22 protein-coding genes are annotated in these 26,937 nt (G+C 73.9%); 9 read left to right on the top strand and 13 right to left on the bottom strand.

Annotated elements, in window-relative coordinates; genetic code table 11:
• Positions 1-233: 233 nt before the first annotated feature.
• Complete coding sequence (locus EDD39_RS10870) at positions 234-731, top strand: 2-oxo-4-hydroxy-4-carboxy-5-ureidoimidazoline decarboxylase (RefSeq protein ID WP_123555157.1); 498 nt, start codon at positions 234-236, stop codon at positions 729-731.
• Here the strand turns inward: EDD39_RS10870 and EDD39_RS41990 are convergent.
• Positions 721-1,488 (bottom strand): hypothetical protein, encoded by a 768-nt coding sequence (locus tag EDD39_RS41990; protein WP_123555155.1) that lies wholly within the window; start codon positions 1,486-1,488, stop codon positions 721-723. The two genes, EDD39_RS10870 and EDD39_RS41990, sit on opposite strands and share 11 nt — an antisense overlap.
• Positions 1,489-1,733: 245 nt before the next feature.
• Here EDD39_RS41990 and sdhC point away from each other — a divergent pair, with 245 nt between their 5' ends.
• From sdhC to EDD39_RS10845, 4 genes are read left to right on the top strand one after another with little or no spacing between them, the layout of a single operon-like run.
• On the top strand, positions 1,734-2,114 hold the full coding sequence (gene sdhC / locus EDD39_RS10860; protein WP_030457313.1) for a succinate dehydrogenase, cytochrome b556 subunit: 381 nt from the start codon (positions 1,734-1,736) through the stop codon (positions 2,112-2,114).
• 5 nt (positions 2,115-2,119) lie between these two features.
• Positions 2,120-2,608: a succinate dehydrogenase, hydrophobic membrane anchor protein gene (sdhD, locus tag EDD39_RS10855; RefSeq protein WP_030905128.1), complete on the top strand. Its 489-nt coding sequence runs from the start codon at positions 2,120-2,122 to the stop codon at positions 2,606-2,608.
• A gap of 27 nt (positions 2,609-2,635) precedes the next feature.
• On the top strand, positions 2,636-4,378 hold the full coding sequence (gene sdhA, locus EDD39_RS10850; RefSeq protein ID WP_123555153.1) for a succinate dehydrogenase flavoprotein subunit: 1,743 nt from the start codon (positions 2,636-2,638) through the stop codon (positions 4,376-4,378).
• Positions 4,378-5,151 (top strand): succinate dehydrogenase iron-sulfur subunit, encoded by a 774-nt coding sequence (locus tag EDD39_RS10845; RefSeq protein WP_030457316.1) that lies wholly within the window; start codon positions 4,378-4,380, stop codon positions 5,149-5,151. The genes sdhA and EDD39_RS10845 overlap by 1 nt, the downstream gene beginning before the upstream one ends.
• 87 nt (positions 5,152-5,238) lie before the next feature.
• Here the strand turns inward: EDD39_RS10845 and EDD39_RS10840 are convergent, their stop codons facing one another.
• The 3 genes from EDD39_RS10840 to EDD39_RS10830 form a co-directional block, all read right to left on the bottom strand.
• A complete protein-coding gene (locus EDD39_RS10840; RefSeq protein ID WP_123555151.1) occupies positions 5,239-6,582 on the bottom strand; it encodes a hypothetical protein in 1,344 nt (447 codons plus the stop codon).
• A 120-nt stretch (positions 6,583-6,702) separates the two neighbouring features.
• Positions 6,703-8,322, bottom strand: coding sequence for a hypothetical protein (locus tag EDD39_RS10835; RefSeq protein WP_148089426.1), 1,620 nt, complete (start codon positions 8,320-8,322; stop codon positions 6,703-6,705).
• 132 nt (positions 8,323-8,454) lie between these two features.
• On the bottom strand, positions 8,455-8,727 hold the full coding sequence (locus tag EDD39_RS10830) for an SCO4848 family membrane protein (RefSeq protein WP_123555147.1): 273 nt from the start codon (positions 8,725-8,727) through the stop codon (positions 8,455-8,457).
• 137 nt (positions 8,728-8,864) lie between these two features.
• Here EDD39_RS10830 and EDD39_RS10825 point away from each other — a divergent pair, with 137 nt between their 5' ends.
• Entirely contained in the window at positions 8,865-10,079 is a 1,215-nt protein-coding gene (locus tag EDD39_RS10825; RefSeq protein WP_341869295.1) for a D-alanyl-D-alanine carboxypeptidase family protein, read from the top strand.
• Positions 10,080-10,140: 61 nt separating this feature from the next.
• Here the strand turns inward: EDD39_RS10825 and EDD39_RS10820 are convergent, their stop codons facing one another.
• The 3 genes from EDD39_RS10820 to EDD39_RS10810 all read right to left on the bottom strand — a co-directional run bounded on the left by EDD39_RS10820 (position 10,141) and on the right by EDD39_RS10810 (position 13,242).
• Positions 10,141-11,028: a class I SAM-dependent methyltransferase gene (locus EDD39_RS10820; RefSeq protein WP_123555145.1), complete on the bottom strand. Its 888-nt coding sequence runs from the start codon at positions 11,026-11,028 to the stop codon at positions 10,141-10,143.
• A 91-nt stretch (positions 11,029-11,119) separates the two neighbouring features.
• A complete protein-coding gene (locus tag EDD39_RS10815) occupies positions 11,120-12,064 on the bottom strand; it encodes a YihY/virulence factor BrkB family protein (protein ID WP_123555142.1) in 945 nt (314 codons plus the stop codon).
• A 179-nt stretch (positions 12,065-12,243) separates the two neighbouring features.
• Positions 12,244-13,242: a glycosyltransferase family 2 protein gene (locus tag EDD39_RS10810; protein WP_425269675.1), complete on the bottom strand. Its 999-nt coding sequence runs from the start codon at positions 13,240-13,242 to the stop codon at positions 12,244-12,246.
• A gap of 140 nt (positions 13,243-13,382) precedes the next feature.
• On the opposite strand from EDD39_RS10810, the gene EDD39_RS10805 reads away from it, so the two are divergent.
• Together EDD39_RS10805 and EDD39_RS10800 are read left to right on the top strand one after the other, a co-directional pair.
• The gene (locus tag EDD39_RS10805; RefSeq protein ID WP_123555140.1) at positions 13,383-16,961 is read left to right on the top strand and encodes a bifunctional glycosyltransferase/CDP-glycerol:glycerophosphate glycerophosphotransferase; all 3,579 of its coding nucleotides are present in this window, start codon (positions 13,383-13,385) and stop codon (positions 16,959-16,961) included.
• 137 nt (positions 16,962-17,098) lie between these two features.
• Complete coding sequence (locus EDD39_RS10800; protein WP_123555138.1) at positions 17,099-19,531, top strand: CDP-glycerol glycerophosphotransferase family protein; 2,433 nt, start codon at positions 17,099-17,101, stop codon at positions 19,529-19,531.
• Positions 19,532-19,586: 55 nt separating this feature from the next.
• On the opposite strand, the gene EDD39_RS10795 is transcribed toward EDD39_RS10800, so the two are convergent.
• Genes EDD39_RS10795 through EDD39_RS10785 form a run of 3 tightly spaced genes read right to left on the bottom strand, consistent with a single transcriptional unit; the run spans position 19,587 to position 22,524 of the window.
• A complete protein-coding gene (locus tag EDD39_RS10795; protein WP_123555136.1) occupies positions 19,587-20,144 on the bottom strand; it encodes a 2'-5' RNA ligase family protein in 558 nt (185 codons plus the stop codon).
• Entirely contained in the window at positions 20,144-21,181 is a 1,038-nt protein-coding gene (trpS, locus tag EDD39_RS10790) for a tryptophan--tRNA ligase (RefSeq protein WP_123555134.1), read from the bottom strand. The genes EDD39_RS10795 and trpS overlap by 1 nt, the downstream gene beginning before the upstream one ends.
• 29 nt (positions 21,182-21,210) lie before the next feature.
• Complete coding sequence (locus EDD39_RS10785; RefSeq protein ID WP_123555132.1) at positions 21,211-22,524, bottom strand: hemolysin family protein; 1,314 nt, start codon at positions 22,522-22,524, stop codon at positions 21,211-21,213.
• Positions 22,525-22,709: 185 nt separating this feature from the next.
• On the opposite strand from EDD39_RS10785, the gene EDD39_RS10780 reads away from it, so the two are divergent.
• The gene (locus tag EDD39_RS10780; protein WP_162869989.1) at positions 22,710-24,281 is read left to right on the top strand and encodes a glycosyltransferase family 39 protein; all 1,572 of its coding nucleotides are present in this window, start codon (positions 22,710-22,712) and stop codon (positions 24,279-24,281) included.
• Between the two features lie 71 nt (positions 24,282-24,352).
• Here the strand turns inward: EDD39_RS10780 and EDD39_RS10775 are convergent, their stop codons facing one another.
• The 3 genes from EDD39_RS10775 to EDD39_RS10765 form a co-directional block, all read right to left on the bottom strand.
• Positions 24,353-25,345, bottom strand: coding sequence for a malate dehydrogenase (locus EDD39_RS10775; RefSeq protein ID WP_123555128.1), 993 nt, complete (start codon positions 25,343-25,345; stop codon positions 24,353-24,355).
• Positions 25,346-25,511: 166 nt separating this feature from the next.
• Positions 25,512-25,925: a DUF3017 domain-containing protein gene (locus EDD39_RS10770; protein WP_208765473.1), complete on the bottom strand. Its 414-nt coding sequence runs from the start codon at positions 25,923-25,925 to the stop codon at positions 25,512-25,514.
• Positions 25,926-25,930: 5 nt separating this feature from the next.
• Positions 25,931-26,785, bottom strand: a complete 855-nt coding sequence (locus EDD39_RS10765; protein WP_123555127.1) for a bifunctional methylenetetrahydrofolate dehydrogenase/methenyltetrahydrofolate cyclohydrolase — start codon at positions 26,783-26,785, stop codon at positions 25,931-25,933.
• Positions 26,786-26,937: the final 152 nt, after the last annotated feature.

Here is a 26,937-nt window from a genome sequence, read left to right as displayed (position 1 = left end):
GCGGCGGGTCACAACTTGATAGCTCGATCGGGTGAAATCGGCCCGCCGCCTCCCCAACTGATGAGCCCTCAACTACCGTGGAGGCGCTGCCCCGCCGAGCTGTACCGGCCCCGCGCGGCGGCACCGCCGCACCCGCCTTCCCTGGCTCACCCCCCCGTCTCTGCAGCATTCCGCCTTCCTGCCCTCACGAGGAGGATCCGCTGGCCAGCGACATCCCGCCGCAGCGTCTCGACGTGCGGTCGGCACCGTCCCTGCTGGGGCTTCACCGGTTCAACGAAGCCGACTCCGGTGCGGTGGAGGAGGCGCTGCTCGCCTGTTGCGGCAGCCACCGCTGGGCCCTCCGCCTCACCGCCCACCGCCCCTATCCCGACATAGAGTCCCTGCTCGCCGCGGCCAGCGAGGCCAGCTACGACCTGCGCCCCGCGGACCTCGCGGAGGCCCTCGCCGACGAGAGCTGGATGCCCCAGCCGCTGCTCGGCATGCGCGCCCCCGGCAGCCAGGCGGCGCACACCGCGCTGCGCGCCGCCCACGCCGCGTACGAGGCCCGGTTCGGGCACGTCTTCGTGGTCTGCCTGGACGGCGTCGACCCCGAGGAGATGCTGGACGCCGTCCTCACCTCGCTCCGCACCCGGCTCGCCCACGACCCCGACGAGGAACGCCTGGTCTCCGCCGAGGAGTTGCGCCGGATCGCGCTCAGCCGCCTCGAGCACCTGGTCGCGGTCAAGAGCTGACGGATCCCCCGGCCGGGGCCCCTTCCGGGGGCCCCGGCCGCTTCCCGTTCCGGCCGAACCTGGCCAGCTGCGCCGCCACCACGTCCCGGTCCGGCTCCGGTGCCGGGTGCCCCGTCGCGTCGAGGGTGGTGAAGACCGCCAGCAGGTCCCCGGTCCGGGTGACCAGGGCGCGCTGGACGATGGTGGTGCCGCCGGTTTCATTCGTGAGGGTGAAGGCGGTCGCGGCGTCGGCTCCTCCGGGGGTGGGCGTGTCGAGGCGGGTGAGCAGGTGCCGGCCGGCGGTGGAGGTGAACGCCCGGCAGCGGTCGAGGACCCGGTCGAGCCCGGAGTGCACGGCGGCGGCCCGGCCGGGCCGGAAGGCCAGCACCGCGGTGTAGAGCGAGGCGGGGGTGTCGCCGGCCCGGGCGATCTCGAGGTCGGTCTCGGCCAGCGGGCCGGCCGCGTCCTTGGACGGGGTGAGGGCGTCCAGGACGGGCTGGCAGGCCGGGGCGTCGGCGGTCTGCGGGGGGCTGGAGATGTCGTTCCGGCCGGGCTGCATCAGGGTGACGTGCCAGCCGGGGGCGAGGTCGGCGTCGGTGACGGCCAGCGCGCGCACCGCGACGGCGTCGTACTCGGGCCCGGCGGGGCTCCCGGCGGAGGCCGCCGCGGTGGTCACCGCGGCGTCGGTGGAGGGCGGGCGCGGCGCGCCGGTGCAGCCGGCCGCGGCGAGCGCGAGCGCGAGGGCGGTGGGGGCGGCGAGGGCGGGCAGGGGTCGCACGGCGGGCCTCTCGGCTGGGCGGCGGGGGGAGCGGGAGGCGTACCGTAGCGCAGCCGAGTGGTGACGCAGCGTCACGGTTCCCGTTCCGATTAGGCCGTGCGTGCCTGATTGATCACACCAGGGGCCCCCGACGGCGGTTGCCGACGGCGCGTCGATAGGATGCTCGCGGCCGGTGGACCGTATCCGGCCGGGCTGACCGACACCGAAGCCGGCCGAGCCCCCGAACCGCTTCCGGAGGGTTTTCCGTGCCGGCTGGAACGCTGTACCGCGGCCGGGAAGGCATGTGGAGCTGGGTGGCTCACCGAGTCACCGGCGTCCTGATCTTCTTCTTCCTGTTCGCACATGTCCTGGACACCGCCCTGGTGCGGGTGTCGCCCGAGGCCTACGACTCGGTGATCGCCACCTACAAGTTCTGGCTGGTGAACCTGATGGAGTACGGCCTGGTGGCCGCCATCCTGTTCCACGCCCTGAACGGTCTGCGGGTCGTGGCGGTGGACTTCTGGGCCAAGGGCCCGAAGTACCAGAAGCAGATGCTGTGGACCGTCGTGGGCGTCTGGGTCGTCCTGATGGCCGGCGCCTTCTACCCCGTCCTCGAGCACACCCTTCGCACCTGGTTCGGGGGCTGATCCTGATGTCGACTGACACCAACGACCTGGTGGTCCCCTCCCTCCAGGCCCACACCGCCAAGGGACTGGGCACCGGCAACCCGGCCGACGCCTTCGTGGTGGAGCCCGCCCGGGCCCGCACGAAGAAGACCCCGCGCCGCACCCGCACCAACTTCGAGATGCTCGCCTGGCTGTTCATGCGCCTGTCGGGTGTCGTCCTGGTGGTGCTGGTCCTCGGCCACCTGCTGATCAACCTGATGCTGGACGGCGGTGTCTCCCGGGTCAGCTTCGCCTTCGTGGCGGGCCGCTGGGCGTCCCCGTTCTGGCAGGTCTGGGACCTGCTGATGCTGTGGCTGGCGATGCTGCACGGCTCCAACGGCATGCGCACCGTCATCAACGACTACGCGGAGAAGGACGCCACTCGTCTGTGGCTCAAGGGTCTCCTCGGTGTCGCGACCGTCTTCACGGTCGTCCTCGGCACCCTGGTGATCTTCACCTTCGACCCGAACATCTAGACGAGCCACCAGAGGCGACTGACCCCCATGCAGATTCACCAGTACGACACCGTCATCGTCGGCGCCGGCGGCGCCGGCATGCGCGCGGCCATCGAGTCGACGCAGCGCAGCCGCACCGCGGTGCTGACCAAGCTCTACCCGACCCGGTCCCACACCGGCGCGGCGCAGGGCGGCATGTGTGCCGCGCTCGCCAACGTCGAGGAGGACAACTGGGAGTGGCACACCTTCGACACGGTCAAGGGCGGTGACTACCTGGTCGACCAGGACGCCGCCGAGATCATGTGCAAGGAGGCCATCGACGCGGTCCTCGACCTGGAGAAGATGGGTCTCCCCTTCTCCCGCACCGACCAGGGCCGGATCGACCAGCGCCGCTTCGGCGGCCACTCCCGCAACCACGGCGAGGCCCCGGTCCGCCGGTCCTGCTACGCCGCGGACCGCACCGGCCACATGATCCTGCAGACGCTGTTCCAGAACTGCGTCAAGCACGGCGTCGAGTTCTTCAACGAGTTCTACGTCCTCGACCTGCTGATCAACGAGGGCCGCACGGCCGGCGTGGTGGCGTACGAGCTCGCCACCGGCGAGATCCACGTCTTCCAGGCCAAGGCCGTGGTGTTCGCCTCCGGCGGCACCGGCAAGATGTTCAAGGTCACCTCGAACGCGCACACCCTGACCGGTGACGGCCAGGCCGTGGCGCTGCGCCGGGGCCTGCCGCTGGAGGACATGGAGTTCTTCCAGTTCCACCCGACGGGCATCTGGCGGATGGGCATCCTGCTCACCGAGGGCGCCCGCGGCGAGGGCGGCATCCTGCGCAACAAGGACGGCGAGCGCTTCATGGAGCGCTACGCCCCCGTCATGAAGGACCTCGCGTCCCGTGACGTGTGCTCCCGCGCGATCTACTCGGAGATCCGGGCCGGCCGCGGCTGCGGCCCCGAGGGCGACCACGTCTACCTGGACCTGACCCACCTGCCGCCGGAGCAGCTGGACGCCAAGCTGCCGGACATCACCGAGTTCGCGCGCACCTACCTCGGCATCGAGCCCTACACGGACCCGATCCCGATCCAGCCCACCGCGCACTACGCGATGGGCGGCATCCCGACCAACGTCGAGGGCGAGGTCCTGCGCAACAACACCGACGTCGTCCCGGGCCTGTACGCCGCGGGCGAGGTCGCGTGCGTGTCGGTGCACGGCGCCAACCGCCTGGGCACCAACTCGCTGCTGGACATCAACGTGTTCGGCCGCCGGGCGGGCATCGCGGCCGCCGAGTACTCCGACAAGCACGACTTCGTGCCGCTGCCGGAGAACCCGGGCGCGCTGGTCGAGGCGCTGGTGGAGGGCCTGCGGGAGTCCACCGGCACCGAGTCGGTCGCCAAGATCCGCCAGGAGCTGCAGGAGTCGATGGACACCAACGTGTCCGTCTACCGCACCGGCAAGACCCTGCAGCAGGCCGTCGAGGACGTCACGGCGCTCAAGGAGCGCTTCAAGAACGTCTCGATCGCGGACAAGGGCTCGCGCTACAACACCGACCTGCTGGAGGCCGTCGAGCTGGGCAACCTGCTCGACCTGGCCGAGGTCCTGGTCGTCTCCGCGCTGGCCCGCGAGGAGTCCCGCGGCGGTCACTACCGCGAGGACTTCCCGACCCGCGACGACGTGAAGTTCATGCAGCACACCATGGCGTACCGCGAGGTGGCCGAGGACGGTTCCACCTCGATCCGCCTCGACTACAAGCCGGTCGTGCAGACCCGCTACCAGCCGATGGAGCGTAAGTACTGATGTCCACTCCGACCGTCGAGACGCACTCGGCCGCGCTGGACGCGGTCGAGGCGGGCAGCACCCAGCTGATCAGCGTCACCTTCCGGATCCGCCGGTTCAACCCGGAGGAGCACCCGGACCCGGTGTGGGTGGACTACCAGCTGGAGATGGACCCGAAGGAGCGCGTCCTGGACGCGCTCAACAAGATCAAGTGGGAGCAGGACGGCACGCTCACGTACCGCCGCTCCTGCGCGCACGGCATCTGCGGTTCGGACGCCATGCGGATCAACGGGCGCAACCGGCTGGCGTGCAAGACCCTGATCAAGGACGTCAACCCGGAGAAGCCGATCACGATCGAGGCCATCAAGGGCCTCGCGGTCCTCAAGGACCTGATCGTGGACATGGACCCGTTCTTCCAGGCGTACAAGGACGTCATGCCGTTCCTGATCACCAACGGGAACGAGCCGACCCGCGAGCGGCTGCAGTCGCAGGCCGACCGCGAGCGCTTCGACGACACCACCAAGTGCATCCTGTGCGCCGCGTGCACCTCCTCGTGCCCGGTGTTCTGGAACGACGGCCAGTACTTCGGCCCGGCGGCGATCGTCAACGCGCACCGCTTCATCTTCGACTCGCGCGACGAGGGCGGCGAGCAGCGCCTGGAGATCCTCAACGACCGTGAGGGCGTGTGGCGTTGCCGCACCACCTTCAACTGCTCGGAGGCCTGCCCGCGCGGCATCGAGGTCACCAAGGCGATCCAGGAGGTGAAGCGCGCGCTCGTCACGCGTCGCTTCTAGTCCGGCCCGTTCGAGGGGCCCGTCCGGAGTTCGCTCCGGGCGGGCCCTTCGGCGTCCGGTCCGCGCGGCGTTCAGGCAGGGCGGCGTTCAGGCGGGGCGGCGGGTGCGGACGGTGGCGAGGGTGAGCAGCAGCGGGCCGAGGAACAGGGCGGCGCCCATGGCGCGGTAGTCCTGGTCGGCGGCGGAGGCGGTGAGCGCCAGCTGGACGCCGAGGACGGCCGCGCCGGCCACCGGGACCAGGGCCCGGATCCGGTGCCGCCAGGCGTGCAGCACGGCGGCGGCCAGGCCCAGGTAGGCCCACAGGGCGCCGCGCCACAGCAGCCGGTCGAGCTGCGGGGCGCGCAGCAGGGTGCGGCTCCAGCTCGCGGCGGCGTGCAGCGGGTGCCACAGGCCGCGCGAGCCGGCCGCCGGGCCGGGCACCCCGGTGGCGGCGTGCGGGCCGCCGTCGGCCGCCCACACGGCCCAGGCGATCCGGCCCCGGCAGAGCCGGGCGTCCAGTACCCGGTCGGGGTGGTCGCGGAGCAACTGCCGCCAGGCGTCGGCGAGTTCGGTTTCGGCGCGGCGGGCCGCGGCCGGGTTCCAGCGGTCGGTGAGGGCGGCGGTGGCGGAGCAGTCGGCGCCCGCCGCGGCCCAGTCGGCGGGCGGGGCGACCGCCGTCAGCGCCGGGTCCAGCGGGGCGGCGGCCCGGTACTGGGCCCGGGCCAGGTCGGCGGCCCGCAGCGGGTGCAGGTCGCCGCCGCGGGCGGCGGGGTGGCCGAGCAGTCCGAGCGCGATCGGCACCGCCAGCGCGAGCACGGTCAGCAGCGCGAGGCGCACCCGGGCCCCGGGCAGGAACAGCAGCAGCACCGCGACGGCGACCAGGGCCGTCCCGGCGCCCCGGGTGCCGGTCAGGGCGAGGGCGCAGACGGCCGCGGTCAGCACGGCCAGGTCCAGCCGCTGGGCGGGGCCGCCCTGCGCGAGGGTGCCCTCGGCCCGCCGGGCGAGCAGCCGCAGCCCCGCCCCGGTGAGCAGCAGCGCGGCGACGGTGGCGACCGCCTCGGGGGTGGCCGAGACCACCAGGCTCGCGGTCGGCGGCAGTCCGGCCAGCGCCAGCGCGACCGGCCCGCTGTAGCGCCCGCGCACCCCGAAGTGGGCCAGCGCGGCCACCAGGTAGCCGAGGGCGAAGGCCGCCGCCGCGGTCTGCACCAGCACCGCCGGCCCGGTGTGCAGGGCCCGCACCGCGGCCGCGTACAGCGGCGCGCCCGGCTCGGGGGCGTCCCCGGTGAACGCCGGGTAGACCGCCGCCCACCACAGCAGCAGCACCGCCCAGCAGGCCGCGGCCACCGCGGACGGCAGTCGCAGCCGGGACTTCGCCCGCCGGTGCCGCCGCTCCCGTTCCTGCCGCCGCGCCCACTCCGGGCGGGTCTCACCGAGGGTGGTACTGGTACTCACGCCGAAGCCCTCCCAGCAGTTCGTGCCGGGCAGGCTAGCAGCGGGATTCGGCCACTTGAAGGGGGCCCGCACCGGGAAGCTCCGGTGCGGGCCCCCGCGGGCCCCGAGGGGGGGGCGGCGTCAGGCCAGGGCGCCCCGGTCGGCGGGCGCGGTGGTGCCGCGGTAGGTGAGCAGGTGGCGGTCGGCGGTGACGGCGTACAGGTCGGGGCGGCCGTCGCCGTCGAGGTCGCCGGAGCTGCCCAGGGTCGGGTAGTCGGCGGCCGGGAAGGTGCCGAGGACGGTGCCGGTGGCGGGGTCGGCGAGGCCGGAGAAGTCGTAGCCGCCGCCGGCGAGCTTGGGCACCGGGTGGGCACGCAGGGTGCCGGTGGCCTGTTCGCGGGACCACAGGGCGAGGTTGCCGTCGGCGTCGGGGCCGGGGGCGATCAGGTCGTAGCCGTTCCAGGCGCCGCTGGTGGTCAGGCGGGTGGCGTCGCCGAACCAGGAGGGGTCGTTCTGGAGCCAGAGGTCGCCGTGCTCGACGTCCAGCAGGGTGATGCCCTCGGGCTGGAGCGGGTCGGTGGGCCCGAAGGCGACCAGCTGCTGGACGTCGGAGTAGTCGTGCAGCATGTCGGCCGGGCAGGCGACCTGGTTGAACGCGGTGTCGACGCAGCTGGTGGCGTGCCCGGACAGCGACGGGGAGCGCACGCCCAGCGGCAGGGAGCCCTGGTTGACGTACTGGTAGAGGTAGCTGCCGCCCGGGTCGTGGGCGTAGACCGTGTCGGCGGGCGCGCCGCCGCCGCTCCAGCCCCTGTGGAGCACCTGCAGGCCCGTCCAGCTCGCGCCGTTGGGGGACCAGACGGCAGGGACGACGGTGCTCGGGGCGGTGGTGGTGGAGTCCCCGCTGATGACCAGCAGGTTGCCCCGGGAGTCGGGCAGCAGGATGTCGGGGACGCCGTCGTTGTCGACGTCGCCGAGGGCCTTGGGCGGGTTGGGGTTCCACGGCGCGTAGAAGGAGTAGCGGGCGCCCCAGCCGATCCGTCCGGCGTGGTCGACGGCCCGGACCTGGAGGTCGTTGCTGCCCCAGTCGCCGGGCTTGATGGTGAGCGTGGCGGTGCCGTCGGGGCCCGCCGGGACGGTGCCCGGGCCCGGTGCGCACAGGTCGGTGCCCGCGCCGGGCACGCCGAACATGCCGTTGAGCACGTACTGGAAGCAGGCCACGCCGGAGCCGCCGTCGGTGGCGGAGAAGGTGAAGACGCCCGGCTGGCCCGCGTACTTGCCGCCGCCCTGCTCGGGGAAGTCGGCGGAGTGCACGGTGGGGACGGCGGGGTCCGCGGTGTCGACGCCGAAGCGGCAGGTGGCGGTGGGCTGTCCGGAGCCGGGGCGGTACTGTGGCCAGACCTGCCAGGTGTAGCCGGCGCCCTCGGCCAGGCCGGTGGCGGGGGCCCGGACGGTGCCGTCGGCGGCGGTGTCGGCGGTGGTGTCGAGGAGCTTCGTGCCGTGCGCGTCCCACAGCTTGAAGCGGGCGGCGGGCGCGGTGGTGTGCGCGCTGAGGACCGGGTCCGCGGTGGTGGTCCAGCCGGGCGTGCCGGTGGCGGCGCAGCCGTCGGCGGCGGCGCTGCCGAGGACGGGGCCGGGCAGGACGGCCGGGCCGGTGACGGCGGGGCCGGTGTCGGCCTGCGCGGCGGGTGCGGCGAACAGGCCGGCGGCGAGGGCCGCCGTCGCGCAGGCGGCGAGCAGGCGCGGGGACACGGCTCGGGTCAAGGTTCCCCCCAGGGAGAGGTCGGACGGGCGGGTCGGGCCCGCCCGGCCGGGCATCTTTCTCCTCGGCCCGGGTGCTGCGCAAGCGAATTGACCACGCCTCGGACGGGCCTTTTCGCGGGGGGGGGGGGGGGGTTATTCGGTGGCGGTGCCCTCGGCGGCGGCCGCGCCGCGCAGGGCGCGCAGGCCGCGGACGCCGATCCAGCCGATGGCGAGGCCGAGCAGCAGGGAGGTGATGGTGAGCAGCAGGTGGACCCAGAAGAACGCGGTGGGCCGGGAGTGGTCGCCGTTGACGAAGGCCTGGCTGCCGGAGTCCTTCCACAGGTTCTTGGCGAAGGTCGTCCAGACGAAGAGCGACCAGACGCCGAAGGCGGTGAGGAACCAGGAGACCGGGCGGCTGAGCTTCATGGCGGGGTCCTTCGCGGCAGACGGGGTGCCCGTCCAGTATGCGGGGCCCGCCGATCGGAGCAGCGGGCGGTACTCGTTCGTGGCGCGGGGCGGCGGCGTCGCCGGGGGCCGGGCGTGGTGCGGGTTATTTTCCCGGAATGCTGATAATCCGCCGGATTCTCCACGGTTCGTCCGCTGTCGCCCTGCTGCTGGTGCCCGTCCTGCCGGCGGGCGCCGCCGTGCCCGGGGACGCCCCGCCGCCCGGCGTGGTGGGCGGGGAGCGGCTGGGCGCGGCGGGGGTGCAGGTGGCGCCGGGGCCGGGGGCGCCGCCGCTGCCGAAGGACCTGACCGGGAAGTCCTGGGTGGTCGCGGACGCGGGCAGCGGGCAGGTGCTGGCGGCGTTCGGCGCGCACGCCCAGCTGCCGCCCGCGTCGACGCTGAAGATGCTGTTCGCGGACACCGTGCTGCCGCGCTTCCCGGCCTCCCAGGTGCACCGGGTGGCGTGGGCGGAGCTGCAGGGGATGGGCGCGGGCAGCAGCCTGGTGGGCATCAAGGAGGACCTGGACTACAAGGTCGAGGACCTGTGGCGCGGGGTGTTCCTGTCCTCCGGCAACGACGCGGTGCACGTGCTGGCGAACATGAACGGCGGCGTGGCGAAGACGGTGGCCGACATGCAGGCCCGGGCCGAGCAGTTGCAGGCCCGGGACACCCACGTGGTCAGCCCGGACGGCTACGACATGGACGGGCAGGTCACCTCGGCGTACGACCTGACCCTGTTCGCCCGGGCGGGCCTGCGCAATCCGGAGTTCCGCGGCTACTGCGCGACCCGCTGGGCGCAGTTCCCGGGCGCGGTGGACAAGAAGACCGGGCAGCGCGGGAGCTTCGGCATCGCCAACACCGACCGGCTGCTGGGCACGTACCCGGGCCTGATCGGGGTGAAGAACGGCTACACCACCAACGCGGGCGCCACCTACACCGGCGCGGCCGAGCGCGACGGGCGGACCCTGCTGGTGACGGTGATGCACCCGGCGAACGGCACGAAGGTGTACGAAGAGGCGGCGGCGCTGCTGGACTGGGGCTTCGCCGCGGCCGGCAAGGTCACCCCGGTGGGGACGCTGGCCGAGGACGGCGCCCCGGAGCAGCAGGCCCCGGCGGCCGCCGCGCAGCCGGTGGCGGACGCCCCGGCGCCCTCGGGCACCCCGGCCGGGTCGGCCGCACCGGCCGCACCGGCGGGCGGGCTGGCGGCGCACGCCGCGGCGGGCGGCCCGGGGCCGGCCACCTGGTCGGCGGTGGGGCTGTGCGCGGCGGTCGCGGTGGCGGGGCTGCTGCGGCTGCGGGCGCTGCGCCGCCGGGCCGCCCGGTCGGGGGACTGACCGGTCGGGGGCTGACCGGACGCCGGACGGGCCGCGCGCCCGTCCGGCGCTTCCCGGGGCGTCAGGCGGCCCGGCGGGCGGCGCGCAGGGCCCGGCGCACCGAGCGGGTGGCGAACGGCGGCAGCACGTCGAGGGCGACCCGGCGGGGCAGCGAGCGGCGGGCCGGGGCGGGCGGCCGGGACGGCCCGGACCCGGGCTCGTCCCAGGCGAGGCGGTGGCAGAGCTGCCCGGCGAGGTGCTCCTCGTCGAGCCGGAAGCCCTCGCCGCGCCAGTCCCGGGCCAGCAGGTCGGCGCGGACGGCGTCGGGGTCGCCCCAGGTGCCGTAGAACTTCTCGGGGGTGAGCAGGACCGGGTGCAGGTCGAGGGTGAAGACGGCCTCCCAGACGGCGGCGGCCACGCCGGGGGTGTGCGGGGCCCGGTAGTCGTCGAGGGCGACGACGCCGTTCTTGGCCAGGGCGTCCCGGGCGACCAGGATGTCGCCGGCCACGTGCTCGTACAGGTGGGAGGCGTCGACGTGGACGAAGCGGCAGCTGCCGGCCGGGATCCGGCCGTCGGCGAGCACCGAGGTGGGGGCCTGGACGATCACCGGCAGGGCGGGGTGGAAGGCCTGGTAGTTGGTCTCGAAGGCGCGCCGGGTCAGGGTCTGCCGGTAGGACATGTCCATCTCGGCGGAGTTCTCGTCGTCCGGCGCGTCGAGGTCGAACAGGTCGCAGACGGTGAGGGTCTCGCCGTCGCGCAGGTGGCTGCCGAGCAGGATCGCCGAACGGCCGAGGTAGGCGCCCAGTTCCAGCAGGTCACCGCTGGTCCCGGCGGCGCTCTGCCGGTCGAGCAGGTGCGCGAAGACCTCCTGGTCGGCCCGGAAGAACCAGCCCGGGACGTCGTCGGGGGTGGTCGGCACGGGCAGCCCGGCGGGGGCGGGCGGCACGGCGGCGGTGTCGGGTGCGGACACACGGTCTCCTGGGGAGCTGGCCGGCGACCGGGTAGGGCGCGGCGGCGGCGTGCGGTCGGCGGAAGCCGGTCGGCTGTGACCGGGATCATAGTCACTCGTCCGGATGGCGGACAGCAGGAGGAGCGGGTGTTTTCGCGGCGGCCTCCAGCGCGGCCCCGGCCTGCCGCAGGGCGCGCTGCCGGGCCTCCTCCGGGTCGGCGAGCGCGGTCCAGGCCGCGCAGTACATCAGCAGCCGGGTGACGAAGTCGATCCACAGCAGCAGCGCCACCGGCACGCCGAACGCCCCGTACAGGCTGCGGCCGGCCACCGAGCCCAGGTAGGAGGAGAGCAGCAGTTTCAGCAGTTCGAAGCCGACCGCGCCGATCAGCGCGCCCTCCAGCAGGGCCCGGCGGTGCTGTCCGGTGATCCGCGGAAACGGGCCGAGCAGGTAGGCGAACAGCAGCAGGTCGGCGCAGACCGCGATCAGGAAGCCGAGTCCGGACAGCAGCCAGCGGGCGGCGGTGCCGTGCAGGTCCAGGCCGTCGGCGAGCCGGTGGGCCAGGGTGGTGGCGAGTGCGGAGGCGGCCAGCGAGGCCAGGCAGACCAGGCCGAGGCCGAGCAGCACCACGCAGTCGCGGGCCTTCACCAGGACGGGGTTGCCGCCGTCGTCCGGCAGCCGCCATATGGCCCGCACCGCGCCGCGCATGGTGTCCACCCAGCCGAGGCCGGAGACCAGCAGCAGCAGGCCGGAGACCAGGCCGACGGTGCCGGCATTGGCGACCATGGCGTTCAGGTCGAGCGAGTCGGCGAGGCCGGGCAGCTGCTCGGTGATCTTGTCCTGGAGCTGGTGCACCCGGGAGTCCGAGAGGGTGGCCAGGGCGATCGCCAGGGCCACCGTGAGCAGCGGGAACAGGGCCAGGAAGCCGAAGAAGGTGACCGCCCCGGCCAGCCGGTTGCCCTGGACGTCGTCGAAGAGCAGGTACACCCGGTAGGGGCGGCTGCGCAGCAGGCGGGCGGCCGCCGGGCCGATCACGGGCAGCTTGGTGAGGAAGTCCACGCCTGGCTGTATACCGCCGTCCGGGCCGCCGAGGCGGGAGCGACGCGGGGACGGGGCGCGCCGTGACGCGCCGTCAGCGGCCGCTCACCGGGCGGCGGTTCGGCGGCGGACGGCGCGCGGCGGCCCTGCGGCGGTTCGGCCCCGGCTCGGCGGCGGTTCGGCGACGGTTCGGCCCCGGCTCAGCGGCGGACGGCGCGGCGGGCCCGGGCGAGCGCCCGCAGGCCCTGGAAGCCCAGGTAGTTGCCGCGGGCGAGCAGTTCGCCGCGCAGGCCCTCCCGGCCGGGGGCCGGCCGGTAGCCGGCCGGGCGGTGCCGGGCGCAGTGCTCGGCGGCCCGGCGGAAGAACTCGCGGCGGTCGCCGGCCGGGACCCGGCCGGGCTTGGAGACCACGGTGGCGAGGTGGCCGAGCATCATCCGGTAGATCACGGGGCGCCAGCGGTCCAGGTCGGGGCGGGTGTCGAGGAAGGCGAACACCCGGTCGTACTGGGCGAAGACGTCGAAGTGCTTGCGGGAGGCGGTGGCGAGGATGTTGCCGCCCTCGCGGCGCTGGCGGTAGTGGACGCCGACGGCGTCGAGCAGGGTGATCCGCTCGGCGGCGAGCAGCGCCGGGTAGGTGAACGGGGTGTCCTCGTAGTAGCCGGGCGGGAAGTCCAGGCCGTGCCGGAGCAGGAACTCGCGGCGGTACGCCTTGTTCCAGGCGACCTGCAGCAGGTCGAGCAGGTCGCGGCGCTCGTCGAGGGTGAACACCTCGGCGCCGGGCCGGGCGAAGACCGGGGCGGAGACGGAGCGGGTGACCCGGCCGTCCCAGTAGCTGCGGGCGTAGTCGAACACCAGCAGGTCGGGGTCGCCGGTGGCGCGCAGCCGGGCGTCGGTGTCGGCGAGCAGGCCGGGGGTGAGGGTGTCGTCGCTGTCCAGGAAGACCAGGTAGTCGCCGGTGGCGAGTTCGGCGCCGGCGTTCCGGGCCGGGCCGAGGCCGACGTTCTCCGGCAGGTGCCGGACGGTGACCCGGCTGTCGCGGGCGGCCGCGGCGTCCAGGATCGCGCCGCAGCCGTCCGGCGAGCGGTCGTCGACCGCGATCAGCTCGAAGTCCGTGAAGGACTGGGTCAGGACCGACTCCAGGCACTCCGGAAGGTACTCCTCGACGGCGTGCACCGGCACCACCACACTGAACCGCGGCATCTCTTCACTCTCCCGACCTGGCCTGGCCTGGCGCAGACTAGCAAGCCCGGAGAGGTAGGATCGCGGCCGGTGCCGGTCCGCTTTAGCACGTTTCTCGGGCCCACCGGTCGCACTCCCTGAGGAAAGGCTCTGCGCTACCGATGGCCCCCCGTCTGTCCGTCGTCGTCCCGATCTACAACGTCGAGCGCTACCTCGAGGAGTGCCTGGACTCCATCGCCGCCCAGACCTTCGCCGACTTCGAGTGCGTCATGGTCGACGACGGCTCCAAGGACTCCAGTGCCGCGATCGCCGAGGCGTACGCCGCGAAGGACTCCCGGTTCCGGCTGGTGCAGCAGGTCAACAAGGGTCTGGGGGCGGCGCGCAACACCGGCTACCGGCACATTTCCCCGGACAGCGAGTTCCTCGCCTTCGTCGACAGCGACGACACCATGCCGCCGTCCGCGTACGAGCTGATGATCGGCACCCTGGACGAGACCGGTTCGGACTTCTGCACCGGCAACGTGCAGCGCTTCCGCGCGGTCGGCCACTACCAGTCCGGCGGCCACCGCAAGCCGTTCGCGTCGACCCGGCTGCGCACCCACATCACCGAGATCCCGGCGCTGATCACCGACCGCACCGCCTGGAACAAGGTCTACCGGCGCTCGTTCTTCGACGAGGCGGGCGTGCTGTACCCCGAGGGCATCCTGTACGAGGACGCCCCGGTCAGCGTGCCGCACCACTTCATGGCCCGCCGGGTCGACGTGCTCGCCGAGCCGATCTACCACTGGCGCGAGCGGGAGGTCGGCGAGATGTCGATCACCCAGATGAAGACCAACCCGCGGGGCGTCCTCGACCGGGTCAAGTCGATGGAGCTGGTCCGGGACTGGCTCTCCGCGCAGAGCGACCCGAAGTACCGCAAGTACCTGCGCACCTACGACGAGAACAACCTCGTCGAGGAGATCCCGATGTTCTTCGGCTCGGTGCTGGAGAACGACCCGGAGTACAACGCGGCCTACCTGGAGTCGGTCGGCCGGCTGCTGCGCGCGATCGGCCCCGAGCAGGTCCGCAAGCTGCGCGCCCCGCTGCGGCTCAAGTACCACCTGACCCTGCAGGGCCGGCTGGAGGAGCTGATCGAGCAGCTCCGCTTCGAGCAGGACAGCAACGGCGCGGCCCCGGCCCGCGGCCTGCTGCGCCCGTACGCCGACTACCCGTTCCTGCGCGGCGGCCGCAAGAGCGTGCCCGCGGACGTGCTGCGGCTGAAGAACGCCCTGGTGATGCGCTCGCGGCTGTACGAGGCCCGCTGGGAGGGCGGGAAGCTCCAGCTGACCGGCCACGCCTTCCCCGAGCACCTGGGCGCCGAGCACAAGCACGACATGGTCAAGGCGCTGATCCTGCGCGAGGCCAAGGGCCGCGGCGTGGTGGCCGTGCAGACGAAGGCGCAGTACTCCCCGGAGGCCACCTCCAGCTCCCCGCACGACCTGTACAGCTGCGACTGGGCGGGCTTCGCCGCGTCCATCGACCCGCGGCGGCTGAAGTCCCGCGGCGTCTGGAAGGAGGGCTCCTGGCGGGTCCTGGTGGCCGGGGCCGGCAAGGGCGGCGTGTACAAGGGCCGGGTGTCGGTCGGCTGGCACGACCGCAACGAGTACCCGCCGGTGCACTGGGTCGAGGACGACGTCCGGGTCGTGCCGTGGTCCCGGGACGGCCACCTGCTGCTGCGGGTGGAGCGGGTGCGCGCCCGGGCGGTGGCGGCCGCCGCCGCGGACGGCACGGTCGAGCTGCGCGGCCTGGTCCGCTCCGGCCCGGACCTGGCCGGCGCCGAGCTGCGGCTCACCCACGTCGAGTCGGACCGCGAACTGTTCGCCGGGCTGGAGCTGGGCACCCCGGCCGGCCGCGACCTGCCGTTCACCGCGCGGTTCCGGACCGCCGACCTGACCGCCGTCCGGGAGGCCTGGGACGCCCTCGACCCGACCGCCGAGGAGCGCACCCGGGACCGCTGGGACCTCGACCTCAAGCTGGCCGACGGCAGCACGCTGCCGCTGGTGCTGGACGACCGCACCGCGCCGGTGGAGCTGCACCTGCCGCTGCCGGGCGGCGGGCGCTCGCTGTACGCCAAGCCCTCCCCGTCCGGCTACCTGCAGCTGTGCGACCAGGTGCTGCAGCCGGTGATCGAGGAGGTGGCCCGGGCCGCCGACGGCGAGTCCTTCGTGGTCAGCGGCTCGTTCCCGCTGCCCGGCGCGCACCGCTACGAGCTGGTGATCCGGCACCACAAGCGCCAGGAGGAGCACGCCTACCCGGTGGAGATCGCCGACGGCCGGTTCCGGGCCGCGCTGCCCGCCGTGCCGACCGCGTCCTTCGCCGGCCGGGTGCCGCTGCACAAGGGCGCCTGGACGGTGCTGTTCCGCCCGGTCGGCTCCCCGATCGACAGCCTGTGGCCGCCGGCCGCGCTGGCCGCCGGGACCTTCGACGCGCTGCCGCTGGAGGTCGAGGCCCGCGGCAAGCGGGTCGCCCTGGAGCGCCGCGGCTTCGACACCCTCACGCTGGAGTCGCACGACCCGCTGGCGCCGGACGAGCGCAGCGGCTACCGCCAGCGCGCCCTGCGCCACGCCTACACCGAGCAGCAGGCCGGCCCGCTGACCGACACGGTGCTGTACCACACCGTCCGGGAGGACTGGTGGGCCGCGGACGGCGGCGTGTACAGCGACTCGCCGCGGGCGGTGCACGAGGAGCTGGTCCGCCGCGGCCTGCCGCTGCGCCACCTGTGGACCTCGGTGGACCTTCAGGCCGAGCTGCCGCAGACCGCCGAGGCGGTCCGGCACCGCTCCCCCGAGTGGTTCCGGGCGCTGTCCACCGCGAAGTACATCGTCACCTCCACCCACCTGCCCACGTACTTCCGCCGCCGCCCCGGCCAGGTCGTCCTGCAGACCTGGCAGGGCGTGCCGCTGAAGCGGATCGGCACCGACTTCGAGAAGGTCTGGTTCACCGACTCCGGGTACCTGGAGCACCTCAAGGAGGAGGTGCCGCAGTGGAGCCTGCTGACCGCGGGCAACCGCTGGTCGGTGCCGGTGCTGCGGCGCGCCTTCGGGTACGGGGGGAAGGTCCTGGAGAGCGGCTCGCCGCGCAACGACCTGCTGTTCGCCGCCGACCGGGAGAAGACCGCCGAGCGGGTGCGCGAGCAGCTCGGCCTGCCCGAGGGCAAGAAGGTGGTGCTGTACGCGCCGACCTTCCGGGAGGACCGCCGGCTGCCGGACGGCGGCTACCAGCTGAACCTGCAGCTCGACCTGGACGCGGCCCGGGCCGCGCTGGGCGACGACCAGGTGCTGCTGGTGCGCGGCCACGAGGTGGTGCGCGGGCAGATCGCCGAGGCCGGCAACGGCTACGTGTGGGACGTCAGCACCTACCCGGACATGGCGGAGCTGCTGCTGGTCGCCGACGCGCTGGTGACCGACTACTCCGCCTCGGTGTTCGATTTCATGAACACCGGCCGCCCGGTGCTGTTCTTCACCTACGACCTCGAGCACTACCGCGACAACCTGCGCGGTTTCAGCTTCGACTTCGAGGCCCAGGCGCCCGGCCCGCTGCTGCGGACCTCCGCCGAGGTGGTCGCGGCGCTCGGCGACCTGCCGGGGACGGCCGCCGGGTACGCCGAGAAGTACGCGGCGTTCCGCGAGGCGTACGGGGACCTGGACGACGGCCAGGCCGCGGCGCGGGTGGTGGACGCGCTGCTGGCCGAGGGCGAGTAGCCGGGGCTGCCGACCGGCGGTGACCCGTCGCCGCCGGTCAATGCACTGCCAATTCCCTGCATATTTCAGGAAAAGCTGAGAACTTTCCCAGAAAGCGGGGAATTGACTTTCCCCATTCGCCTGGCTGTCATGGGCGAGTGTCTCGAATCTCCCTTTTCGCCGGCCGCCAGGACCGCCTCCGCACCGCACCGGACGCCTCCGCCCGGGTCGGGCTGCGCCAGGCCGTCTGGGACGGCGACGTCCTGTCGCTGTCCGGCGACGGGCGGCTGGAGGGCCATCCCGGCGACCGCCCGGGCGAGACCGCGGTCGCCCTCGAACTGACCCCTCCCACCGGGCAGCGGCCGCTGGTCCTGCCGACCCACCCCCGCTACCTGCCCGAGGCCACCGACGACAGCGGCCAGCAGGCGCACGGCCTCGACTGGACCGGCTTCACCGCGCTGCTCGACCCCCGGTCGCTGGGCCCGGGCGGCCGGTGGCAGCCCGGCACCTGGCGGGTCGACGCGCTGGTGGCCGCCGGCCAGGTCCGGGCCCGTGCCCCGCTGGCCGCGCACTGGTGCGGCAGCGCCGAGTACCCGCCCGCCCGCTGGGTCGACGAGGGCGTGCTGCTGGTCCCCCGGTTCGGCGGCGGCACCCTGCAGCTGACCGTGCTCACCGGCCTGGGCGCCGTCACCGGCCTGGAGCGCACCCCCGACGGCTTCCGGCTCTCCGGCCGGGCCCCCGCCGCGGCCGCCGGCGGGCGGCTGATACTGCGTCACCGGGAGACCGACACCGCCGTCGGCTGCGCCACCGACTGGGACGGCACCGCGTTCACCGCCCGGATCGCCGCCGGGCAGTGCTCGCTCACCGGGCACTGGGAGCCGACCCTGCTCGGCCCCGGCGGCGCCACCGTCGACCTGCGCGCCGACTGCCCGCCGGCCGGCCGCCGCCAACTCCCGCTGCCGGACCGGCAGGTGCTGTACGCCAAGCAGCTCTCCGACCTGCACCTGCAGTTCTGCGTCCAGGACCCGGAGCCGCTGGTCGACACCCTCACCGCCGTCCCGGAGGGCTACCGGGTGGCCGGCGAGCTGCCGCACCACGCCGGCACCGCGCTCGAACTGGTGCTGCGCCACAGCGGCGACGGCCGGGAGCGCCGGCGCCCCGTCACCACCGGCCCGGACGGCCGGTTCGCCGCCGTCCTGCCGCTGGAGCCGCCGGCCTCCGACGGCCGCCCCCGCCCGCTCGCCAAGGGCGTCTGGGAGCTGTCGCTGCGCCGGGCGGGCGCCCCCGAGCACGAGGAGCCGTCGCTGCGCCTGCACCCCGGCGTCCTGGAGGCGCTGCCGCTGCGCGCCGCGCGCGGCCCCAAGACCTTCGTGCTGGAGCGCCGCTGGCACGACACCCTGATCCTGGACAGCACCCCGGTGCTCACCGCCGCCGAGCGCAGCGCCCGCCGCCAGTTGCGGCTGCGCACCGGGGCCTACCCGGAGGCCCGCCGCCGCCCGCTGCGCGACGCCGTGCTGTACGACGTCTTCGGCGGCCGCAGCTACTCCTGCAACCCGCGCGCCGTGCACGAGGAACTGGCCGCCCGCGGCCTGCCGCTGGAGCACCTGTGGGTGGTCGAGGACGGCCAGGAGCAGCCCCCGCCGGGCACCACCGCGCTGCGGATGTGGAGCCCCGAGTGGTACGAGGCGCTGGCCACCAGCCGCTACCTGGTCGGCAACACGCACTTCCCGGAGTTCCTGGAGCGCCGCGAGGGCCAGGTCGTCGCCCAGCTGTGGCACGGCACCCCGCTCAAGCGGATAGCGCGCCAGGTGCGCGCCGCGTGGATGACCGAGGACGGCTACCTGGACCGGCTGGAGCACGAGGTCCGGCAGTGGAACCTGCTGCTCTCCCCCAGCCCGTTCGCCACCCCGGTGCTGGCCGACTCCTTCGCCTACCGCGGCGAACTGCTGGAGGCCGGCTACCCGCGCAACGACCGGCTGGTGCGCGCCGACCCGGCCGAGCGGGCCGCGGTCCGGGCCCGGCTCGGCGTCCCCGAGGGGCGCACCGCGGTGCTGTACGCCCCGACCTGGCGCGACGACCAGCGCGAGGGCGACCGCTACCGGCTCGACCTGCGGCTGGACGTCGGGGCGGCCCGGGCCGCCCTCGGCGGGGACCACGTGCTGCTGCTGCGCCCGCACGTGCACGTCGGCGGGCGGATGCCGGACGACGACTTCGTCCGGGACGTCTCGGACCACCCGGACGTCGCCGACCTGATGCTGGCCGCCGACGTGCTGGTCACCGACTACTCGTCGCTGATGTTCGACTTCGCGGTGACCGGCCGGCCGATGCTGTTCTTCACCTACGACCTGGAGCACTACCGCAACCGGCTGCGCGGCTTCACCTTCGACTTCGAGTCGAGCGCCCCGGGCCCGCTGCTGGCGGACTCGGCCGCCGTGGTGGCCGCCCTGCGCGACCTCGACCCGGAGCCGTACCGGGAGCGCTACCGGGCGTTCCGGGAGCGGTTCTGCCCGCTCGACGACGGCCGGGCCGCGGCCCGGGTGGTGGACCGGATGCTCGAACTCGCCGGACGGCTCCCCGCGGACTCCCAGTGAACCCGCCGGGAACTCCCAGCCCGGACGCCCCGGACGGCCGGGGTGTCCGGGCTGCTCAGGCCGGCCCGAACGCGTAGCTCCGCCAGGGGCGCCACACCGAGTCCGCGCCGAACCGGGAGAGCACGAACTCGGCGACCTCGAAGACCGCCCGGAACCCCCGGGCGTCCTCGTACGCGCGGTCCAGGACGGGCTCGGGCAGGCCGTGCGCGACGGTGACGTGCGGGTGGTAGGGGAAGGCCAGCTCGCGGGCCAGCGGGCCGGAGCGGACCTCGGCCTCCAGCACCCGGCACTCCTGGGCGCCCTCCTCGACCCGGACGAACACCACGGGGGAGACCGGCCGGAAGGTGCCGCTGCCCTGCAGCAGCATCCGGAACGGCCGCTGGGCGGCGGCCACCGCCCGCAGGTGGCGCTCGATCGCGGGCAGGAAGCCGGTGCGGGTCTCGGTCGGCGGCAGCAGGGTGACGTGGGTCGGTATCGACCTGGCCTGCGGGTCGCCGTGCCCGGCCCGGGCGTCCTGCACCCGGCTGCCGTACGGCTCCGGGACGTGTATGGACACGCCGATGGTGACGGCCTCGTCGAGGCCGTCACCACCGGGGGCGGCAGCCGTCGGCATCAGCGCTTGGGCGCCAGGAAGCCGACCCGGTCGTAGACCTCGGCGAGCGTCTCGGACGCCACCGCGCGGGCCTTCTCGGCGCCCAGCGCGAGGACCCGGTCCAGCTCGGCCGGGTCGTCCAGGTACTGCTGGGTGCGGGCCTGGAACGGGGTGACCCACTCGGTGAACAGGTCGGCCAGCTCGGTCTTCAGGGCGCCGTACATCTTGCCCTCGAAGTGCGCGACCAGTTCGTCGGTCGACAGGCCGCTGAGCGCGGAGTGGATCCGCAGCAGGTTGGAGACGCCGGGCTTGTTCGCCTCGTCGTAGGTCACCACGGTGTCGGTGTCGGTGACCGCGCTCTTGAACTTCTTGGCGCTGGTCTTCGCCGGGTCGAGCAGGTTGACCAGGCCCTTGTCGGTGGCCGCGGACTTGCTCATCTTCGCGGCCGGGTCCTGCAGGTCCTGGATCTTGGCGGTGGCCTTGAGGATGTACGGCTCGGGCACCGTGAAGGTCTTGCCGTAGCGGGTGTTGAAGCGGTCCGCGAGGTCGCGGGTGAGCTCCAGGTGCTGGCGCTGGTCCTCGCCGACCGGCACCGCGTCGGCCTGGTAGAGCAGCACGTCGGCGACCATCAGCACCGGGTAGGTGAACAGGCCGACCGTGGTGCGGTCGCTGCCCTGCTTGGCCGACTTGTCCTTGAACTGGGTCATCCGGGACGCCTCGCCGAAGCCGGTGAGGCAGTTCATCACCCAGGCCAGCTGCGCGTGCTCGGGCACCTGGGACTGCACGAACAGGGTGCAGCGCTCCGGGTCCAGGCCGGCGCCGAGCAGCTGGGCGGCGGAGATCCGGGTGTTCTGGCGCAGCACCGCCGGGTCCTGCTCGACGGTGATCGCGTGCAGGTCGACCACCATGTAGAAGGCGTCGTTGGCCTCCTGCAGGTCGACCCACTGGCGCACCGCGCCGAGGTAGTTGCCCAGGTGGAAGGAGCCCGAGGTGGGCTGGATGCCGGAGAGCACCCGGGGACGGTCCTTCACGGGACCGGTGACCGCTGCGTTGACCATGGGGCCATTCTTCCAGCTTCCCCGGCCGGTCAGGAAACCTCCGGGGCGACCGGACCGGCCGGTGTGACGGTGCTCACCCGCAGCCGTTCGATCCGCCGCCCGTCGAGGCGGGCCACGGTCAGCCGGGCCCCGGTCTCGGTGACCACCTGGTCGCCCTTGCGGGGCAGCCGGCCCAGCTCGCGCACCACGAACCCGGCGACCGTCTCGTACGGGCCCTCGGGCAGGGCCAGGCCGGTCTCCTGGGTGAAGTCGGCGAGGTTGAGCAGCCCGTCGATCTCCATGCCGCCGCCGGCCAGCCGGCGGGTCGCGGTGGTGTCCTGGGCGTCGTACTCGTCGCGGATCTCGCCGATCACCTCCTCGACCAGGTCCTCCAGGGTGACGATGCCCGCGGTGCCGCCGTACTCGTCGACCACGATCGCCAGGTGGTGGCCCTCCCGGCGCATCTCGCTCATCGCCTCCAGCACCCGCTTGGTGGCGGGCAGCAGCTTCACCGGGCGGGCCAGCTCGCGCACCCGGACGGCCTGCTCGCCGCGCGCCCCGTACAGGTCGCGGACGTGCACGAAGCCGGTCACCGCGTCGTACGAGCCGTCGACCACCGGGTAGCGGGAGTGCGGGGCGGAGTCGGTCTCGTGGCGGACCTCGGCCACCGGGCGGTCGCCGTCCAGGAAGGTCACCTCGGTGCGCGGGACCATCACCTCGCGCAGCTGGCGCTCCCCCGCCGCGAACACCTCGTTGATCAACTCGCGTTCGTCCGAGCCGAGTTCGGTGTTGGCGGCGACCAGGCCGCGCAGTTCCTCGGGGCTCATCACGCCGCGCCCGGCGCTCGGGTCGCCGCCCAGCAGCCGGACCATCAGGTTGGTCGAGTGGCCGAGCAGCCAGATCGCCGGCCGCAGCACCACCGACATCACGTCCACCACCGGCGCGGCCAGCAGCGCGATCGACTCGGCCCGCTGCAGGCCGATCCGCTTGGGCGTCAGCTCGCCCAGCACCAGCGAGGCGTAGGAGATCACCAGGGTCAGGCCGACCAGCGCGACCGTGTCCGCGACGCCCTCGGACAGGCCCGCCCGGACGAACACCGGCGCCAGCTTGCCCGCCAGGGTGTCGGCGCCGAACGCCGCCGACAGGAAGCCCATGCAGGTCACCCCGACCTGCACCGCCGCCAGGAACCGGTTCGGGTCCGCCGCCAGGTGCGCGGCCCGCCCGGCCCGCCGCGTCCCCACCGCCTCCAGGGCCCGGATCTGGCCCTCGCGCAGCGAGATCAGCGCGATCTCGGCGACGTTGAACAGGCCGCCCAGCATGATGAACACCAGGACGAGCGCCGCGTCCTGCAGGGTTTCGCTCACAGCCCGCAATCCTAGAGGTCAGCCCCGCCGGCGCCGGGCGGAAACGGACGGCCGGGAGCGCGCGTAACATGCCGGTGCACCCGAACCGTCCCCCGGTGGAGCCGCGCTGCACCGGAAGCGGGTCGAACCGCTGCCCCGCCGCTCCGGCTCGGGCACCCAACGGCCGAAAGCGCAGGACTGATCCCATGGCCCGGACCGACTCGTCCCCGCCGATGCCCTCCACCGACCGGTCCGCGGGACGGGCGCACGCCCGGACGGCCGCGCTGCCGCCGGCCCTGCGGCGGCTGGCCCGCGCGGTCTGGCTGCCGCCGGCCCTGCTGACCCTGGCCGCCGGCCTGCTGATGATCAAGCGTCCGGTGCTGTGGCACGACGAGCTGGCCACCCTGACCGTGATCCGGCGCCCCACCGGCGCGATCCTCGCCATGCTCCAGCACGTCGACGCGGTGCACGGCTTCTACTACCTGTTCATGCACTACTGGACGTCGCTGTTCGGCGAGTCGCCGACGATGCTGCGGCTGCCGACGGTGCTGGCGATGTCCGGCGCGGCGGCCTGCGTCGCGCTGGCCGGCCGCCGGATGTTCGGCGCCCGGGCCGGCCTGCTCGGCGGCCTGGTCTTCGCCCTGGTGCCGACCGTGGTGCGCTACGGCCAGGAGGCCCGCTCGTACGCGTTCGTGGTGCTGCTGGCCTCGGTGGCCCTGCTGGCCCTGCTGCGGGCCGTGGAGCGGCCCACGGTGCTGCGCTGGGGCCTGTACGCGCTGTCCCTGGTGGGCACCGCCTACCTGCACCTGGTGGCGCTGACCTTCCTGGCCGCGCACGGCCTGGCCGTGCTGATCGCCTGGTGGCGGGAGCGCCGCGAGTGGCGCCGCCCGGTCGGCTTCACCGCCGCCGTGCTGCTGGCCGTGGCCTTCGCGTACCCGCTGATCCACCTGGGCACCAAGCAGTCCGGGCGGCAGATCAGCTGGATAACGGTGCCGGTGCCCGACGACCTGACCCTGGTGTGGGGCGGGATATTCTGCTCGACCCTGATGGCGGGCGGCGTGCTGCTGGCGGGCGCGCTGGCCTGGGGCGGGCCGCGGCGGGACTCCGCCGCGCTGGGCACGGCGGGCGTGCTGGTGCCGGTGCTGCTGCTGTGGGAGCTGTCCCGGGTCGGCTCGGTGTCGTACTTCATCCCGAAGTACATGTTCTTCGTGCTGCCGGCCGCCTGCGTGCTGGCCGGCGGCGGCCTGGCGCTGGTCCGGCTGCGCGGCGCGGCCGTCGCGCTGGCCGTCCTCGGCCTGCTGTCACTCCCCGACCAGGCGGCGGTGCGCGACCCGCTCTCGCACGCCCACTACGAGTACCCGAAGCCGCTGACCTGGTTCGCCCCGCTGGACTACCGGGCCGCGGCCCGGATCATCGACGCCAACTACCTGCCCGGCGACGGCGCGGCGTACGGCCAGCAGCGCGACGCCGTGTGGTGGGGCGTCGACAACGGCGTGCCGTACTACCTGCAGTACCTGCCGCACCACGTGAAGCTGCGGGACGTCGGCGCCGGGGAGAGCGGGCAGCAGCGCGACGACCTGTGGCCCACGCTGTGCGCCGAGCCGGAGTCCTGCCTGCACGACGAGCCGCGGATCTGGCTGGTCTCCAAGGACGACGGCGACCCGGACGTGCTGAACACCGTGACCGTCCCCGAGCAGCAGACCCTGGACCGGCACTTCACCGTCCAGCGGGTGTGGAAGGTGTCCGGCCTGAGCGTCGCCCTGCTGGTGCGCAAGTAGCGCCCGGCGCACGCGGCGAAGGCCGGGACCCCCGCGGGGGTCCCGGCCTTCGCCGCGTGCGGGGTCGGGGCTCAGATGAGGCCGAGCTCCTGCACCGCGTCGCGCTCCTCGGCGAGCTCGGCGACCGAGGCGTCGATCCGCTTGCGGTCGAACTCGGAGAGGTCCAGGCCCTGGACGATCTCGAACTTGCCGTCCTTGGTGGTGACCGGGAAGGAGGAGATCAGGCCGGCCGGCACGCCGTACGAGCCGTCGGAGACGATGCCCATCGAGGTCCAGTCGCCCTCGGGGGTGCCGTTGACCCAGGTGTGCACGTGGTCGATGGCGGCGTTCGCGGCCGAGGCGGCCGAGGAGGCGCCGCGGACCTCGATGATCTCGGCGCCGCGCTTGGCGACCTTCGGGATGAAGAACTTCTCGACCCACTCCTGGTCGGCGCCGACGGCGTCGAAGGCGGCCTTGCCGGAGATCTCGGCGTGGAACAGGTCCGGGTACTGGGTGGCGGAGTGGTTGCCCCAGATGGTGACCTTCTTGACGTCCTCGACGGTGACGCCGGCCTTCTTGGCGAGCTGGGCGACGGCCCGGTTGTGGTCCAGGCGGGTCATCGCGGTGAAGCGCTCGGCCGGCACGTCCGGGGCGTTGCGCTGGGCGATCAGGGCGTTGGTGTTGGCCGGGTTGCCGACCACCAGGACCTTGATGTCGTCCGCGGCGTTGTCGTTGATGGCCTTGCCCTGCGGGCCGAAGATGCCGCCGTTGGCGGAGAGCAGGTCGCCGCGCTCCATGCCCGCGGTGCGCGGACGGGCGCCGACCAGCAGGGCGACGTTGGCGCCGTCGAAGGCCACGTTCGCCTGGTCGGTGACGGTGATGTCGCGCAGCAGCGGGAAGGCGCAGTCGTCCAGCTCCATGGCGACGCCCTCGCCCGCCTTCAGGCCCTGCGGGATCTCCAGGAGGCGCAGGTTCACCGGAACGTCGGCACCCAGCAGGTGTCCCGAGGCGATGCGGAAGAGCAGCGCGTAGCCGATCTGGCCGGCGGCTCCGGTGACGGTGACGTTGACGGGGGTGCGAGTCATTTCAGCCTTCTCCTGCGATCGCCAGGTGCCCCAGGCACACCGGCGCGCTGGAGCCGAGGATGATCTCTCGATATCGAGAGACCTGGGCAAGGCTATCGCAAGGCCGAAGAGCGCGAAGCCAGGGGCGCGGGGAACCGCGTGCGGTCCCCCGCGCCCCCGGCTCCGCTCACCGCATCGGGTGCCCGATCAGCCGTCCGATGTTCTCCAGCACCGGCACCCGCAGCCACGGGTCGGGCTGGGCGACCAGGGTGAGCAGGACGATCGCGCCGCCGAGCAGGAACATCAGGGTGACGTCGGTGAACCGGCTGCGGACGGCGAGCAGGCCGACGTCGGGCAGGCCGAGCCGGAGCAGGCCGCCGAGCAGCATCGCCGCGCCGACGGTGAGCAGGCCGGACCGGAAGTGGCCGCTCCAGGTGGTGAGCAGGCCGGCCGCGGCCACGGCGAGCACCAGGGTGATCGGCCACTGGCGCAGCGGGAGGGTGTGGCGGCGGCCGAGGGCGGCCGCCGAGCCCTCCGGGGGCAGGGTGCCCAGGGTGGTGACGGGGGGACGGCGGCGGCCTCGCCGCGGGACGCCGGGCACCGGTGTCAGACGCCGGCGCGGCGCTCGGCCGCCTCGACGATGTTGTTGAGGAGCATGGCGCGGGTCATCGGACCGACGCCGCCGGGGTTGGGGGAGATCCAGCCGGCCACCTCGGCGGCGCCGGGGTGCACGTCGCCGACGATCTTGCCCTCGCTGCGGGAGACGCCGACGTCGAGGATGGCCGCGCCGGGCTTGACGTCCTCGGGCTTGACCAGGTGCGGGACGCCCGCGGCGGCGACGATGACGTCGGCCTTGCGCAGGTGCGAGGCGAGGTCGCGGGTGCCGGTGTGGCAGAGCGTCACGGTGGCGTTCTCGCTGCGGCGGGTGAGCAGCAGGCCGATGGAGCGGCCGACGGTGATGCCGCGGCCGACCACGACGACCTCGGCGCCGTCGAGGGCGACGTCGTGGCGGCGGAGCAGTTCGACGATGCCGAGCGGGGTGCAGGGCAGCGGGCCGTCGATGCCGAGGACGAGGCGGCCGAGCGAGGTGGGGTGGAGGCCGTCGGCGTCCTTGTCGGGGTCCATGAGTTCGAGCACGCGGTTCTGGTCCAGGCCCTTGGGGAGCGGGAGTTGGACGATGTAGCCGGTGCAGGACGGGTCGGCGTTGAGTTCGCGGACGACGTCCTCGACGTCCTCCTGGGTGGCGGTGGCGGGCAGTTCGCGCTGGATGGAGGCGATGCCGATCTCCGCGCAGTCCCGGTGCTTGCCGTTGACGTACCACCGGCTGCCCGGGTCGTCGCCGACCAGGACGGTGCCGAGGCCGGGGACGATGCCCCGTTCCTTGAGGGCCGCCACGCGGACGGCGAGTTCGGACTTGATCGCGGCCGCGGTGGCCTTGCCATCGAGAATCTGGGCAGTCATGGGCCCATTCTCCCGGATCCGGGGCGGGGGGCGTGCCGCCGTACCGCCCGTCGGACCGGCGCGGCGCGGCGGCCACCGAGCGTCCCCGGGGCGGACACGGAGCGTGTCGGACCCGTTGCGGTTGTGCCACGGTCCGGTCCGGGTTGCGGCTG

It is taken from the genome of Kitasatospora cineracea (genome assembly GCF_003751605.1).
GTDB lineage: Bacteria > Actinomycetota > Actinomycetes > Streptomycetales > Streptomycetaceae > Kitasatospora > Kitasatospora cineracea.
Note: the sequence above shows the minus strand (reverse complement) of the source record. Positions and strands in the feature narration are given on the sequence as shown.

Excerpts from the sequence above, each read along its gene's own strand:
- sdhD (WP_030905128.1), top strand. The coding sequence starts at position 2,120 with ATGTCGACTGACACCAACGACCTGGTGGTCCCCTCCCTCCAGGCCCAC.
- sdhA (WP_123555153.1), top strand. The coding sequence starts at position 2,636 with ATGCAGATTCACCAGTACGACACCGTCATCGTCGGCGCCGGCGGCGCC.
- EDD39_RS10845 (WP_030457316.1), top strand. The coding sequence starts at position 4,378 with ATGTCCACTCCGACCGTCGAGACGCACTCGGCCGCGCTGGACGCGGTC.
- EDD39_RS10830 (WP_123555147.1), bottom strand. The coding sequence starts at position 8,727 with ATGAAGCTCAGCCGCCCGGTCTCCTGGTTCCTCACCGCCTTCGGCGTC.
- EDD39_RS10825 (WP_341869295.1), top strand. The coding sequence starts at position 8,865 with ATGCTGATAATCCGCCGGATTCTCCACGGTTCGTCCGCTGTCGCCCTG.
- EDD39_RS10810 (WP_425269675.1), bottom strand. The coding sequence starts at position 13,242 with ATGCCGCGGTTCAGTGTGGTGGTGCCGGTGCACGCCGTCGAGGAGTAC.
- EDD39_RS10805 (WP_123555140.1), top strand. The coding sequence starts at position 13,383 with ATGGCCCCCCGTCTGTCCGTCGTCGTCCCGATCTACAACGTCGAGCGC.
- EDD39_RS10795 (WP_123555136.1), bottom strand. The coding sequence starts at position 20,144 with ATGCCGACGGCTGCCGCCCCCGGTGGTGACGGCCTCGACGAGGCCGTC.
- trpS (WP_123555134.1), bottom strand. The coding sequence starts at position 21,181 with ATGGTCAACGCAGCGGTCACCGGTCCCGTGAAGGACCGTCCCCGGGTG.
- EDD39_RS10780 (WP_162869989.1), top strand. The coding sequence starts at position 22,710 with ATGGCCCGGACCGACTCGTCCCCGCCGATGCCCTCCACCGACCGGTCC.
- EDD39_RS10775 (WP_123555128.1), bottom strand. The coding sequence starts at position 25,345 with ATGACTCGCACCCCCGTCAACGTCACCGTCACCGGAGCCGCCGGCCAG.
- EDD39_RS10765 (WP_123555127.1), bottom strand. The coding sequence starts at position 26,785 with ATGACTGCCCAGATTCTCGATGGCAAGGCCACCGCGGCCGCGATCAAG.